At 66.9% G+C, this 13,483-nt stretch carries 12 protein-coding genes; 7 read left to right on the forward strand and 5 right to left on the reverse strand.

Annotated features, from left to right (window positions below):
* Positions 1 to 558 precede the first annotated feature (558 nt).
* Together CYFUS_RS50600 and CYFUS_RS15630 are read left to right on the forward strand one after the other, a co-directional pair.
* Complete coding sequence (locus CYFUS_RS50600; protein WP_157758462.1) at positions 559 to 1,023, forward strand: hypothetical protein; 465 nt, start codon at positions 559 to 561, stop codon at positions 1,021 to 1,023.
* Between the two features lie 5 nt (positions 1,024 to 1,028).
* Positions 1,029 to 1,433, forward strand: coding sequence for a hypothetical protein (locus CYFUS_RS15630; RefSeq protein ID WP_332468374.1), 405 nt, complete (start codon positions 1,029 to 1,031; stop codon positions 1,431 to 1,433).
* Positions 1,434 to 1,441: 8 nt separating this feature from the next.
* Here the strand turns inward: CYFUS_RS15630 and CYFUS_RS15635 are convergent, their stop codons facing one another.
* The 5 genes from CYFUS_RS15635 to CYFUS_RS15655 form a co-directional block, all read right to left on the reverse strand.
* Positions 1,442 to 1,987 (reverse strand): SCO family protein, encoded by a 546-nt coding sequence (locus CYFUS_RS15635; protein ID WP_095985955.1) that lies wholly within the window; start codon positions 1,985 to 1,987, stop codon positions 1,442 to 1,444.
* Entirely contained in the window at positions 1,984 to 3,597 is a 1,614-nt protein-coding gene (locus CYFUS_RS15640; RefSeq protein WP_095985956.1) for a hypothetical protein, read from the reverse strand. Before CYFUS_RS15640 ends, CYFUS_RS15635 begins: the two co-directional genes overlap by 4 nt.
* 85 nt (positions 3,598 to 3,682) lie before the next feature.
* Positions 3,683 to 4,384 carry a hypothetical protein gene (locus CYFUS_RS15645; RefSeq protein WP_095985957.1) on the reverse strand — a complete coding sequence of 234 codons (702 nt, stop codon included), beginning with the start codon at positions 4,382 to 4,384 and terminating at the stop codon, positions 3,683 to 3,685.
* Between the two features lie 66 nt (positions 4,385 to 4,450).
* Positions 4,451 to 6,070, reverse strand: coding sequence for a hypothetical protein (locus tag CYFUS_RS15650; RefSeq protein WP_232537582.1), 1,620 nt, complete (start codon positions 6,068 to 6,070; stop codon positions 4,451 to 4,453).
* Between the two features lie 216 nt (positions 6,071 to 6,286).
* Positions 6,287 to 7,225 carry an L-lactate dehydrogenase gene (locus CYFUS_RS15655; RefSeq protein WP_232537583.1) on the reverse strand — a complete coding sequence of 313 codons (939 nt, stop codon included), beginning with the start codon at positions 7,223 to 7,225 and terminating at the stop codon, positions 6,287 to 6,289.
* A 183-nt stretch (positions 7,226 to 7,408) separates the two neighbouring features.
* Here CYFUS_RS15655 and CYFUS_RS15660 point away from each other — a divergent pair, with 183 nt between their 5' ends.
* The 5 genes from CYFUS_RS15660 (at position 7,409) to CYFUS_RS53920 (ending at position 13,474) form a co-directional block, all read left to right on the forward strand.
* Entirely contained in the window at positions 7,409 to 9,364 is a 1,956-nt protein-coding gene (locus CYFUS_RS15660) for a carbohydrate binding domain-containing protein (protein WP_232537584.1), read from the forward strand.
* Positions 9,365 to 9,498: 134 nt separating this feature from the next.
* Positions 9,499 to 10,128 carry a CHAP domain-containing protein gene (locus CYFUS_RS15665; protein ID WP_095992027.1) on the forward strand — a complete coding sequence of 210 codons (630 nt, stop codon included), beginning with the start codon at positions 9,499 to 9,501 and terminating at the stop codon, positions 10,126 to 10,128.
* A 111-nt stretch (positions 10,129 to 10,239) separates the two neighbouring features.
* Entirely contained in the window at positions 10,240 to 10,806 is a 567-nt protein-coding gene (locus CYFUS_RS15670; protein WP_095992028.1) for a TetR/AcrR family transcriptional regulator, read from the forward strand.
* Positions 10,807 to 10,868: 62 nt separating this feature from the next.
* Complete coding sequence (locus tag CYFUS_RS15675) at positions 10,869 to 12,230, forward strand: alpha-amylase family glycosyl hydrolase (RefSeq protein WP_095985959.1); 1,362 nt, start codon at positions 10,869 to 10,871, stop codon at positions 12,228 to 12,230.
* Positions 12,231 to 12,379: 149 nt separating this feature from the next.
* Complete coding sequence (locus CYFUS_RS53920) at positions 12,380 to 13,474, forward strand: general secretion pathway protein GspE (protein WP_269770242.1); 1,095 nt, start codon at positions 12,380 to 12,382, stop codon at positions 13,472 to 13,474.
* Positions 13,475 to 13,483: the final 9 nt, after the last annotated feature.

Genomic DNA, 13,483 nt, shown 5'->3' on the forward strand with positions numbered 1-13,483 from the left:
ACATTTGGGGATGGGGGTGAGTCGAGCCGCCGGCCTGAGCGGTGCCCTTGGGGTTGTTCCGTCCAGAACCGGGCGGCTTACCGCGAGGCTCTTTCTGGGCGCGGTGCTCTGACGGTCTGGGGGTTGCCGGACGATGCTGGACGGACGGTGGCCGGGCCTGCCCGATTCGGTGGCTTTCCCGCACTTTGTGTGGTTCATGGGCGTGGAAGCAGGGAAGACGGGACTTGTGTGCCGTGCCCAGGTGCTCCACCGGCCCACGAGCAGTCCGAGCAGGCAGGCCAGCACGGCCTGTCGCTGATGGGGGCGGTGGAGGGGTTCGTGACGCGGATGCCGTTCGCGCTGCGCGCGCACGAACCCGGAGGATGTGGAGCCGTTCTTCGAACTCCTCGAGGTCCGACTGCGCACGGGCCGTACCGGAGCGCGCTGGCAGCTCGATACCCTTGTGCGGCTCGAGTGTCGGCCTGGCCTGCCCGAGTTTGGTAGATAGAGGCTGCGCGACGCGGAGTCATCAAGAGAACTTCGAGGGCGACAACGGAGGCTGCCAAGGAAATGAGATGGATGACCCTGACAACTGCCCTGGTACTGGCCAGCTCGGGATGTGCCCACTCTCAACGGCCAGAATCCCGAATCCATGTTGTCTCCGAACAGTCAGAGGGAGTCGGCTCCGCGCTCGGAAGTGGTGGTTCTGGTGGCTATGATTGTAACGATGAATTCAAAAAATGCATGAAGGTATGCTGGGATAAACGCTATCCGTGGCCACACAACAAGAGGCAGAGCGGCTGGTATCACGAGCGCTGTGAGCAGGATTGTAATAGAGCGTTCAATGAGTATGAGGACGAGAAGAAGAAGGAGGAGGAGAGGCAAGGTAAATTGACGTTCTCGCACATGGACGAGGCGATTGATTGGATCAAGAATCACAAGGCCGAGGTGATGATTGGAACTGTCGTCATCGTCGCTGGCGTTGCATTCGTTCTCTCAACAGGTGGTTATGGCACTTTGATTTTGGCTCCTCTTGCCCTCTGATTTGGATGAAAATGATATATAACAAAGATTTTGATGTTGACTCTGTTCTCGAGATCCTTCGCGTCATAGACGAAAAGTACCAGGAAGGCTCGCCAGAAGACGAAGCGCTCCGAATCGCCGCAGTGGCGTTGTTCTACGTCCGAGAGAGCCAGAAGATAAACGATTATCGTGAGTTCTTCCGGAAGTTCTATACGCCTGCTGCTGACTACATAGTGCCTTCTCATGAGTTCGCAACGAGAGAGGAGGCTGATGAGTGGCTCGCCAGTGGGAATGCCACCGAGGGTGAACTCGTCAAGATAGCTGGCGAGGGGTTCAGGGTGATCCCGTTGCGAGATGCGAAGGGGTTGAGGTTTCGTCCGACACCCCTTCCGGAAGAGCTAGATAAAATGAATCCTCCCGGCTCCGAGTAGGCACTAGGTCATTCGCCAGCTTCGGACGCGTTCAACCGGTGGTTTCGGGCGATGAGCGTGCGCAGGCGCTCGGCGACCTCGTCCGCGGAGAGGGCGTCCGTGAAGTGGTCGACGCAGACTCCTTCCGGGTCGATCACGTAGGTGATGGCCGTGTGCGGCACGGCGTAGCCATTGGGATCCTCGGGATCGTCCCGGCGTCGGGCGAAGACGTGGAAGGCCGCCTTGGCCGCTTCGATCTGCTCGCGGCTGCCGGTCAGACCGAGGAACCCCGGCCAGCGCGCGAGGAACGCCTTCATGACCGACGGGTGATCCCGCTCCGGATCGACCGTGATGTACAGGGGCTGCATTCGCGCGGCGTCGGGGCCGAGCAATCCGAGCACCGTGGAGAGGCGTCCCAGGGCCCGTGGGCAGACGACACGGCAGTGGGTGAAGCCGAAGAACACCAGGGCGTAGGCTCCACGGAAGGTCTCGTGGGTGACGGGACGCCCGTCGTGATCGACGAGGTCGAAGGCCCCACCCACCGGGAGCGCGGAACCTGGCCGGAGGGTACTCATGCCCCACCTCCCGGCCAGGACAGGGTGTAGGTGCTGAGTTCGTTGCGCTCCAGATGCAGGTCGAGCAGGTGCTCGGTGCGCCGTGCCTCCACGCGCCGCCCCTCATGCACTTGTTGCCCATCTCCCGTGGCGACCACCTGGCCATCCCTCTGGAGTTCCCAGCTCCCCCGGTCCCAGATGTTGGCCAGGCGGAGGACGGAATCGCCGGGGCGATTCTCGCGCACGCCGGCCGTGAAGTGCAGCGTCGCTCGCGCGTCGTCGTAGTACGCCCGGTGGACCTCGATGGCGTCGCCGACGATCGCCAGGTTCGGTTCGGCGAAATGACCCGGCGCCCAGGGCTGCTCGTAGAGCTGACGCAGTCCGTGCGGCACGTTCAGGCTCGCGTACGCGAAGAGGACATTGCCAGTCAGGGGCTCGACGCACGTGTAGTTCCCTTCCGCGTCGCTCACCTCGTCATGGCGCGGGAAGAAGCGGCCGCCCTCATACACGGTGGGTCGCATGTGGCGCTCCGCGTGACGCTGTAGCCCCTCGAGCGTCGTGGCATCCCCCATCTCGGAGGCCCAGACCGTCAGCCAGCCAAAATCACAGGTGTCGTTCTCGATGGGGCGCGCGCCGAACGTCCGGGGCTTCGGAGGCCTGATGGTGCGCGTGCCATCCGGACCCTCGAGCACGTGCTTGCCGAGCACGGAGGCGTAGTACTTCTCCACGAACTCGCCGTTCCAGGTGTTCGCGAGCGAGGCGTACCAGGCATCGCCCCACGGCAGCTCGCCCGCGTTGGGCACGGGCGTCCTCGTGTCCGAGGCCGCGTAGAGGTACAGGTGGCCGTTGTTGGCGACGGGTCCGCCGAACTGCTCCCACGCCTGCCGGAAGCCGCGGCTCACCTCGTCCGCGGTGGAGCCGCCCTTCAACAGATCGTGCATCCGGAAGCCGATGATCGCCGGCTGGTTGCAGATCTGGAAGACGCAGTTCGGCTCGCACGCGATCCCCAGGTACCCGTTGCGCACCATCTGCCAGTACAGGTTTTCGTTCAGCGAGAACTGGTCGTATTCGAACTTCCGGTCGAGACCCCCCGGCTTGCCACCGTCGCCCCAGAATGGGGTGAAGTACTCCAGCGTCAGCGAGCCGGGCGCGGCGTAGCGCGCGTCGTCGAACAGCACGTTGTACATGAGCGCCATCGACTGCACGTAGGCGCTGTACATGATGTTGTCGTGCGCCACTGGATCCCACTGCTCGGGACGGCCCGCGAGGTGTGGGTTCCAGATGCCGCCGGCCTTGCTCGAGTCGCGCCAGTACATCCAGACCTCGGGCTCGAGGATCTTGGAGATCAACCGCTGGAACGTGGGCCGGAGGGCACCGGGCGCCGCTGGCAGCCGATGGACATGGGTCAGCGCGAGCGCGTAGGCCATGTAGGCGAGCTGGAAGCGGTAGCCGCCGAAGTCCATCTGGTTGGGCGTGCGCCCGATCATGAACGACCAGTCGTTGCGCTGCCGCCGGGACAGGTTGTCGAAGTGGCGCAGATAGGCCAGTTGCTTCGCGTCGAGCCCCGCGACCACGCTCTCCCGGCGCCGCTCCAGAGACGACACCCTCGTCTCCCCGTCGCTCGTCTTCATCCTCTCCTCCGCGTGTGTGGGCGACCGATTCGCCGCGTGCGGGCCGAGGTATAGCGCGGATGCCGTCCGGACTCGTGTGCCGTGCTCAGGTGCTCCACCGGCCCACGAGCACGCCGAGCAGGAAGGCCACGGCGAGGGCGACGGCCCCCCAGCCTGGCGGCAACCCCTGGGGGGCGGTGGCCGTGGGGGAGGGGGCGGACTCCCGGGAAGGCACGGGGTCGTCGGGGATGACCACGCGGACCCGGATGCCGCCCGAGCGCAAGGCCACCTCGAGATCCTCGAGGCAGCGCTCGTAGTCCTTCGCGGCCAGATCCAGCGGGGTGCCATGGTGGGCCTCGTAGCGCCTCGCCACGGACTCATAGCCGCGCAGCTGGGCCTCTTCCCGGGCGACGTCTACCCACCCGCAGACGAGGGTGGGGGCCGTGCCGCTCCGGGTGACGAGGGAGAGGGGCTGCCGGGCGAGGCGTCCTCCCGCGGTGCTCGGCCCCTCCGGCTCGTCGATGCGCAGGATGCGGAGGTGGGGCGCGCGGCCGTAGCGCTTCTGGGCGAAGCGCTCGCGCAGCCGGTCCGCGAAGAGCGCCGCATGGGAGGCGAACATCGTCCGGTTCGACTCGCCCGCGGAGGCAGGGGGGAGCGTCGCGGGCTCCTCGTCCTCCACCACGGGCGCTACTCGCGTCTCGTTCGAGCGCGCGCGCCGGGCGTACTCCCGCTCGTCCTCCTCCGTGGAGCCGGCGCGCGTCTCCTCGGACCGTCTTCCGCCTCCCTTGCCCCTGCTGCCATTCGCCATGCGGACTCCTCGTGCGGGGCGGAGGATACCTCTCCGGAGGCGGGGCGTCCCCGGGTCCGTCGGCGCTCACGGCCCGGTGTACACGCCGACGGCGCCGGGTTTGCTTGGAGTGCCATCGAAGGCGATGAGGATGCGGCGCTGGGGGCCCGAGCGGTCCACCTGGATGTCCTTCACGGGCAGCCAGTGGACGGAGCTGGGGAGCACGCTCTCGCCGTAGAGCAGCACCTCACCTCCGCGCACGCGGCTCAGGCCCTCGCCCCAACTGGCGCCCGCCCAGACGCTCGCGTCGCTCGGGTCCGCGGCCACCGCGGACACCCGGCCCGCGCCATCCACCAGCTCGGTGGACAGGGTGCGCAGCCGCTGCCCGTTCGAGTCCAGCAGCGCCAGGCCCCGGGTGAAGCTGCCCACCCACACGCTCTGGTCTCCCATCACCGCCATGCCCGAGACGTTGTCATCCACCCGCTGCTCCCGGGTGGGAAGGGAGGGCTCGCTCACGGCATCCGGCCACACGTCGAGGCGGTTGGCGCTGTAGGCCCTGTCCTCGCTCTGCACCTGCGCGCGCCAGTAGTTGTAGCCCAGGGTGCCATAGCGGAAGCGGGTGGAGCGGATGGCACCGCCAAACCAGACATCCCCGTTGGAGGCCAGGGAGACGCCGTAATACGAGTCGGTGAGCAGCACGACCCCCGTCCCGCTCGCGTTCCAGCCATTGATGGCCGGATGGACATGCTCCATCACCCCCGCGCAGTCGTAGTTCCAGGTTCCCGGGGCGCAGGAATAGCCGGTGAAGTCCGCGTTGCCCCAGGCGAAGCCATGGTTGGCGCCAAACCAGACGCTCCGCGTTTTCGGATCATAGGCGATGCGCAGGATGTGACAGAGCTTCTCCCGCCCGCGCGGCTCGGCGGCGACCTTGTCGGGCCCCGTGGAGATGTCGTAATGCACCACCTGGATGCCGGTGCCGGAGAGCGTCACGCGATCCGCGTCCCCGCTCTTGTAGATGCTCGCGTCCGGGGTGCGGCCCGCATAGTAGGCCGCGTCCCACTCGTCCTCGCACGTGGGCATGCCCGAGGCGGGCGCCTTGCCTCCATAGCCGACGAAGGCCACGCCCGCGGGGCCTCCGGTGACCGAGATGACGTTGAGGTACTTCGTCCCCGGAGGGGCGCTCCCATCGGGCATGTAGCCATGGGGGCGCAGGCCGTCCTCTTGAGTGAAGCGGCGGAAGCGGGTCTGCCCCTTCTGGAGGACGAAGAGCCCGTCCTCTCCGCCCGCCACCCAGAGGTTGCCGCCCTCGTCGGCGCTCACCCCGAGCACATGCGGGGGCAGGCCCTCGGCGCTCCCGTAGAACGTCCAGTCGCCTGGAGAGGGAGGGGCACCGCCGTCCACCGTCATGACGACGAGCTGGGGTCTCGAGTCCGTGCTGGGCGACTCGCGCGAGTTGAACACGGTGCCATCCGTCCCCGTGGGACTCAGCGAGAAGCTCACCGTGCTCTTGCCTTGCACGGCGGATGCCACATCCCACTCCACCCGGGCATCGGCCACGGGAGCGAAGACCCAGGAGTTCTGCTCGGACTCCGCGGCCATGGCCGTCTGGCCCAGGGCCGCCGTGCCCGGTCCTCCCCATCCACACACCCCAGCGCCCACCACCCATCCACACAGCGCCCCTCTCCAACTCCGAGCCCCTCTGGCCATGTCCTTCTCCCACCTGGGTTGTCACGTCCTCTCCTGCCCGTGCGGCCGGGGACAGTGCATCCTGGATGCCGTTGTGAGGAGCGGGTTTTCGCGGGCCCCCGCGGCTCGAACGGGGAAGGGCGTTTCTCCGCGTGGGAAGACGTGAAGACACGAGTGCCTTCCCGCCGCCCACGCGGGGAGAACCTGGAGGAGTGCGTCAGGTATTGGCGCCTGACTTCAGAAGCCCAGGGTGCGGATGGCCTTCCGGATGGTGTCCGCGCTGTGCTTCAGGCCCTCGCGCTCGGACTCGTTCAGGGGCAGCTCCAACACCGCCTCCACGCCGCCGCGGTTGACGATGCTCGGCACGCTCATGCACACGTCCTGGATGCCCAGGTAGCCCTCCAGGCGGGAGCTCACCGGGAGGACGCGCTGCTCGTTGTGGAGCAACGCCTCGAGGATCTGCGCCGTGGCCAGACCGATGGCGTAGTTGGTGGCGCCCTTGCCCTGGATGACCTGGTAGGCGGCGTTGCGCACGTTGTCGAAGATGTGGCGGCGATCCTCGTCCGAGAGCCGTGCACGCCCGGGGACGGCCCACTGCATCAGGGGCACCCCGCCCACGGAGGCCGAGCTCCACAGGGGGAGTTCCGAGTCTCCGTGCTCGCCCGCGATGAAGGCATGGACGTTCTGCACCGCCACATTCAGGTGACGTGCCAGCAGGAAGCGGAAGCGCGAGGAGTCCAGCACCGTGCCGCTGCCGAGCACCCGCCTGGTGGGCAGGCCGCTGAGCTTCTGTACCACGTACGTCAATACATCCACCGGGTTGGTCACCAGCAACAGCAGGGCGTCGGGGGCGACCTTCAGCAACTGGGGCACGAGCGAGCGGCACAGCGCCACGTTCGCCTCCGCCAGCTCCATGCGCGTCTGTCCGGGCTTCTGCTTGGCGCCCGCGGTGATGACGACGACGTCCGCTCCGGCGCACACGCCGATGTCGTCCGAGCCCTCCAGGGTGGCCATGGGGACGAACTGGAGGCCGTGGTTCAGGTCCAGCACCTCCGCGTCCACCTTGGCCCGGTTGACGTCATAGATGGCGAGGTTCTTGGCGACTCCGCGAATCATGGACGCGTAGGCCACAGTGGCGCCCACTGCACCCGCTCCGACGATGGCGATCTTGCTCACACGCTCAGTCATAGGCGACGCAGACAACCACACCGGGCTCGAGGAGGGAGAGGCAATTTTTCTGACGGTCTTCCGGCGGACGCACGCACTCCTCGGCGGAGCGTCCGCGTTATCCTCGGACCGCTGTCTACACCCCGTGGAGAATGCCCCGGAATGATGCGACGAAGCAGGAAGTCTGTAGGGATGCAGTGTGTGTTGGGCCTCTGGGCCGTGGGTCTGGTGGCCGGTGGATGCAAGGTGACCGAGGAGCCGGAGCCTCAGCCACAGCCGAACCCCGAACCCCCCGCCGCCCCCCTCGTGGTGGACGGGCAGCGCTACTCGTTGACCTGGGAGGATGACTTCGGCGGGGCGTTGAACGGAGGGCAGCCCAGGTCCTATCTCAACACGAACTTCTGGACGAAGGAGAACCTGGGCGTCAATGCCGAGCAGCAGGCCTACACCAACCGGGAGTGTCCCAACCATCCGGATGACTGGAATTACTGTGTCGAGAACGGCAGGTTGAGCCTGCGTGCGCGGCACGAGTCCCTGGACTGTGTCGTCTGGAAGCAATGCACGGCCGACGCCGAGTGCGGCGAGGGGGGGACCTGCGCGGCGACGAAGTACTGCGTGTACGATCAGAACAAGAACGGCGTGTCCGATCACGAGGAGTGCGCGCCCTTCAACGGCACGGCCAACGCGCCGCACAACGAGACGTCGTACACCTCGGGCCGCATCAAGAGCGACGAGAAGGTCGAGTTCCGCTACGGCTACGTCGAGTTCCGGGCGCGCATGCCCTTCGCCGAGCTGCCCGCGGGCACCACGCCGCCCAATGGGATGTGGCCCGCCATCTGGATGCTCGGGGCCAACAGCGGCATCGAGAAGGGGGGTCGGGACGACTCGGTGGGCTGGCCCATGACTGGGGAGATCGACATCATGGAGTACACCCAGATCAAGGAGAACCCGGCCCTCTTTCCCCAGAACGAGGCCATGGGCTTCAACACCCTGTGGCGTGAGTACCCCGAGGTGGGCGAGGGCGCCATGGGGGCGGGGGGCTGGCAGCCCAACGCGTGCAGCTCCTGGCCCAACAATGGAGATGCCAAGTGCGACGGGGACGTGGGCGGGGCGCGTGCGATCTGGGAGGGAAAGACGATCGACTACCACCAGTGGCACACCTGGGGTTTTCTCTGGGACGAGAACGGCTTCAAGATCTACATCGACGCGCTGCCCCAGGACGGGGGACAGCCGGTGGCCACCTTCAGCACGGGTGACAACGCGACCGAGTTCCGCCAGCCGATGTTCCTCATCCTCAACAACGCGGTGGGAGGGGATCTCGGGTGCTCGGGCTGGTCGGGCCGAGCCTGTTCCTCCAGCGCGCAGTGCGCCAATGGCGCGGCGTGTGTGAATGGCAAGTGCGAGGAGACGCCGGGGTCGTGCATCGACATCGACTGGGCGACCCATGGAGACAAGGCCCAGTTGGAGGTGGATTATGTGCGCTGGTACCACCGCGAATCGGGTTACGCACGGGCCACGGCGGCGCCCTGCCAGGATGGCAACGGCGATGGGACGCCCGACAACATCATCCGCAACTGTGGCTTCCAGGAGGACTACACCTACCACCGCAGCGATCTCTTCTTCGAGGGTGGCGGCGGTCTGACGGACATCATCAACGAGGGCGGGGCGCACGGCTTCGTGCAGTGGGTGCGCGTCGACAACGGGGGAACGCAGCCCTACAGCGTGCAGGTCCGGCAGGAGGGTCTGCCGTTGCAGGCGGGCACGTCCTATCAATGGAAGGTGGACCTGAAGACGAGCGCTGCCCTCTCCGTGCCCATCAAGATCACCCTGGCGCACGAGCCGTGGACGACCGTGGCCACCTTCTCGTGTGACGTCGGCACCACGTGGACGACATGCAGTCCGCCCCCGTTCACCGTGACGGCCACGGACACCTACAAGTTCGAGATCGATCTGGGCAACGTCGGCGCGAGCAAGACCAACGGCATCCAGGCGTACATCGACAACATGTACCTGGCGACCACGGCGAACACCTGCCAGCCCGAGTGCACGGGCAAGCTGTGTGGCGACGATGGATGCGGTGGCTCGTGTGGCGCGTGCGTGGCGGGGACGACCTGCGGCGATTGGGGTCAGTGCGTCGCGCCGGAGTAGGGGACTCGTCTTCTTGGTAGAAGCACCCCGGGCGACCTCCCATGAAGGCCGCCCGGGGTCCAGGCGAGCATGACGGGCCGAAGCTTGCCGACCCGCCGATGAATGACCAGAGGGGCACGTTCGTTCAGACCCTCATGAGGTTTCGTCTGCTCAAGCTCCCCTGGCTGCTTGGCCTGGCGTGCGCCGCTTCGGCGGTGTGCGGGCGTGAGCGGCCCGAGGAGCCCACCTCCTTCGTGGAGGTCAAGGACACGGAGCGAGGCCAACGCGTGGCCCTTCGGGCCGCGGGGCTCGTGGGCACCTCGTTGCGCCGCTACCCTGTCTCGGACGACTGCTCGGGGCTCGTGCGGCTGGCCTACCAGTCGGTGGGCGTGGAGCTGTTGTCGCAGGGCAAGCGTCCTGGCGAGAACGCGGCGAGCGCCATGTACCGGCGCGCCATGCGCACGGGGGCGCTGCACCGCCACACCCCCGAGCCTGGTGACATCGTCTTCTTCCGCGAGACGTATGACCGCAACCGCGATGGTCTGCGCAACGACGGGGTGACGCACGTGGGCGTCATCGAATCGGTGGCCAGCGAGGGCACCGTCGTCTTCGTGCACCGGGGCGGCAAGGGTGTGGTCCGCGCGCGGATGAACCTGCTCCACCCCGAACGCAAGGGGCCCGGAGGCGAGATCCTCAACGACTACATCCGCCGGGCCGAGGGGGGAAGGCGCGCGCGTCTCACGAGCGAGCTGTTCGCGGGCTACGCGTCGGCCAGCCGCTTGTGAGTTCCGTGCCTCCAGGGTGACGCCTGGCTGGGCCCTCGCTGCCCCACCAACCCTCGCGGCGGCTCCCGAGGCGACATTGCCGCTCAATATACCGATCGGTATATCGTGGTCATGGATACGCGAGGCGCCATCATCGACCATGCGGCGCGGCTCTTCGCGGAGCGTGGCTATGACGCCATCGGGGTGCAGGAGATCTGCGAGGCCGCGGGCATCACGAAGCCGACGCTCTACCACCACTTTGGAAACAAGCGCGGGCTGTTCGAGGCGCTGATCCAGGAGCGGTGCCAGCCCTTCCTGGAGACGTTGCGCCGCGCGGCGGACCATGCCGGGGATCTGCCACGCTCGCTCCAGCAGGTGACCCTGGCCTATTTCGAGTTCGCCCGGCGCGAGCCCACCCTCTATCGGCTCCTGCTGATGTTCTGGTTCATGCGTCCCTCGGACGAGGCGTTCCAGCGGGTCGCCGAGTTCAATGAGAAGCAGCACCAGCTCCTGGTGGAGATGTTCCGCGAGGCGGAGAAGGGCCACGGCAACATGAAGGGGCGGCAGCGGGCCCATGCCGCGACGCTGCTCGGGACGATCAACACCTATATCGTCATGTCCCTCAACGGGCATGCCGAGTTGAACGAGCACCTGGCCCACCAGGCCATGCATCAGTTCTCACACGGTATCTACTCGTAGTCCGCCGTCCAATGACTCATCAACCATCCCTCCGCGCCGCCGCGGGGGAAGAGGAGTGTTCCATGCCCGCCTGGGTTCGTGATGCCGTGGTCTACCATCTCTATCCGCTCGGGATGTGCGGAGCGCCCGCGCGCAACGACTTCACCTCGCCGCCCGAAGCCCGGCTGGCGCGGCTGCATGACTGGATCGAGCACCTGCGCGGCCTGGGGATGAACGCGCTGTACCTGGGGCCCGTCTTCGAGTCGAGCAGCCATGGGTACGACACCGCCGACTACTCGAAGGTGGACCGGCGATTGGGCACCAACGCCGACCTGAGCCGGCTGGTCGCCGCCATGCGCGCCGCGGGCATCCGGGTCATCCTCGATGGCGTCTTCCACCATGTCGGCCGGGACTTCTGGGCGTTCCGTGACGTGCAGGCGCACGGAGAGCAGTCGCGGTACCGTGATTGGTTCTCGGGGCTCCAGTTTGGAAGGCGCGGCCCTTACGGCGACCCATTCTCCTATGACGGCTGGAGCGGGCATTACAACCTCGTCAAGCTGAACCTCCAGAACGCCGAGGTCCGCGCGCATCTGTTCGGAGTCGTGGAGCAATGGATCTCCGAGTTCGGTATCGAGGGGCTCCGGCTGGATGTCGCCGAGGTGATGGAGCTCTCCTTCTTGAGAGACCTCGCGGCGTTCTGCCGCCGGCTGCGGCCTGACTTCTGGCTGCTGGGCGAGGCCATCCACGGGGATTACCGCCACCTGGGCAATCCGGAAACGCTCGACTCCGTCACCAATTACGAGTGTTACAAGGGGCTGTACTCCAGCCTCAATGATCGGAACTACTTCGAGATCGCCTATTCCCTCCAGCGTCAGTTTGGTGAGGGCGGCATCTACCGCGACCTGCCGCTCTACAACTTCGTGGACAACCACGACGTGAACCGGATCGCGAGCACCTTGAAGGAGCCGGCACACCTCTTCCCGCTCCACCTGCTGCTCTTCACGATGCCGGGTGTTCCTTCCATCTATTACGGCAGCGAGTGGGGCCAGGAGGGGGTGAAGCAGGGCGGGGACGATTCCCCTCTTCGCCCCGCGCTCGCCTGGCCCGAGGCCCTGCAACGCGCGCCTCGGCCTGCGTTGCTGCGCGAGGTGGCCCGGCTGGCGCGCATCCGCCATCGGACGAGGGCCCTCCGCCATGGCTCCTACCAACAACTCCTCGTGGCCCACGAGCAGTTCGCGTTCCTGCGTCGCTTCGAGTCCGAGCGCGTCGTCGTGGCGCTCAATGCCGCGAACGCTCCGGCGGCCATGCGCCTCGACACGGGAGCCCCCGAGGGGAGCACGTTCGTGGATCTGCTGGAGCCGGACAGGCGCTTCACGAGCCGTGGCGGAAGACTCGAGCTCGAGCAGGTCCCACCACGGTGGGGGCGCATCCTCGCCTTGTCCTGAAAAAACCGAACCTCGCGGATCTCCCCCAGGAAATTCGCGAGTCGCTGCTCTCCCGGCTCTCCCGTCTCCGCAAGTCTGGTCGCTGAATCCGACGAATGGCGTCCACACGCAAGAGTGTGGCGTATACGTAGAAGAACCGGGGGGGCGGAATGATCTACAAGGAGACTCTCCAGATCCGGGGGGCGCGTCCGATGCAGATGATGAAGAAGCGGCTGGGTGACATCCTGTTGGAGATGGGCGGAGTGGATGGGTTGCAGTTGCAGTCGGCCCTGGCCTACCAGCGCAAGTGGGGGATTCCGCTGGGGCAGGTGGTGGTGGACTTGCGCTTCTGCTCGGCGGAGCAGGTGCTTCGGGCGCTGTCGCGCCAGGCGGGCGTGCCCGCGACGGATCTGGACGCGGAGCTGTTGGATCCAACGCTGACGAAGCTGGTGCCGAAGCGCCTGGCGGAGCAGCACCGGGTGGTGCCGCTGCGGCTGGAGGGCCCACGAGATGATCTGGTGGTGGCCATCGCCGCGCCCGCGAACCTTCATTCACTGGATGCGGTGCGCAGCGTGACGCGCCGGGCGCGGGTGGTGCCCATGCTGGCCTCGGATTCGGCCATCGCGCGCGCCATCGAGCGGCTCTACCTGGACGGGACGGGGGCTCCCCGGCGAGTCGAGGTGGAGGCCATTCAACTCCCCGAAGCCGAGGAGGGCATGACGGTGCACCGGGACTGCATGGCCTCGCTGGTGGAGGGTGGGGAGTTGGCCTTCTCGGAGCGCGCCATCCTCCTGCCGGACCTGGATCCCCGGCGCGAGGTGCTGGAGCTGCCCCTGCTCGAGCCGCTGGAGGTGGAGGAGCTGGCGCAGCTCCTGGCCCTGACGGAGATGACGCTCCCCGAGGCCGTCGAGGACTCGGGCGGCGTGCTCATCTACGGCTGGAGCGAGGAGGTGGCGGCCGGTCTGTTGCGTCTGTTGGAGGAGGCGGGCTTCCGGGCGCGGGTGGTGGGCGAGGAGCGGCTCCTGTCGGCGGGGGACCATGCGGTGGTGCTCTCGCCGCTGCCGGCGCTGGAGGAGCTGGAGCGGCTGCCCCGCTCCCAGTTGCTGGTCGCGGGCAAGGAGCCGGAGCGGGACGTGATGCGGGCCCAGGCCCTGGGGGCACGGGGTTTCCTGGCGGCGCCGCTCGACACGGATCTGCTGCTGCGTGCGGTGAAGCGGCTGGTGAAGGCGGAGCAAACGCTCGCGCGGATTCACGCGAGCTGCTGATGACCACCG

The sequence above is a fragment of the Cystobacter fuscus genome, assembly GCF_002305875.1.
GTDB lineage: Bacteria > Myxococcota > Myxococcia > Myxococcales > Myxococcaceae > Cystobacter > Cystobacter fuscus_A.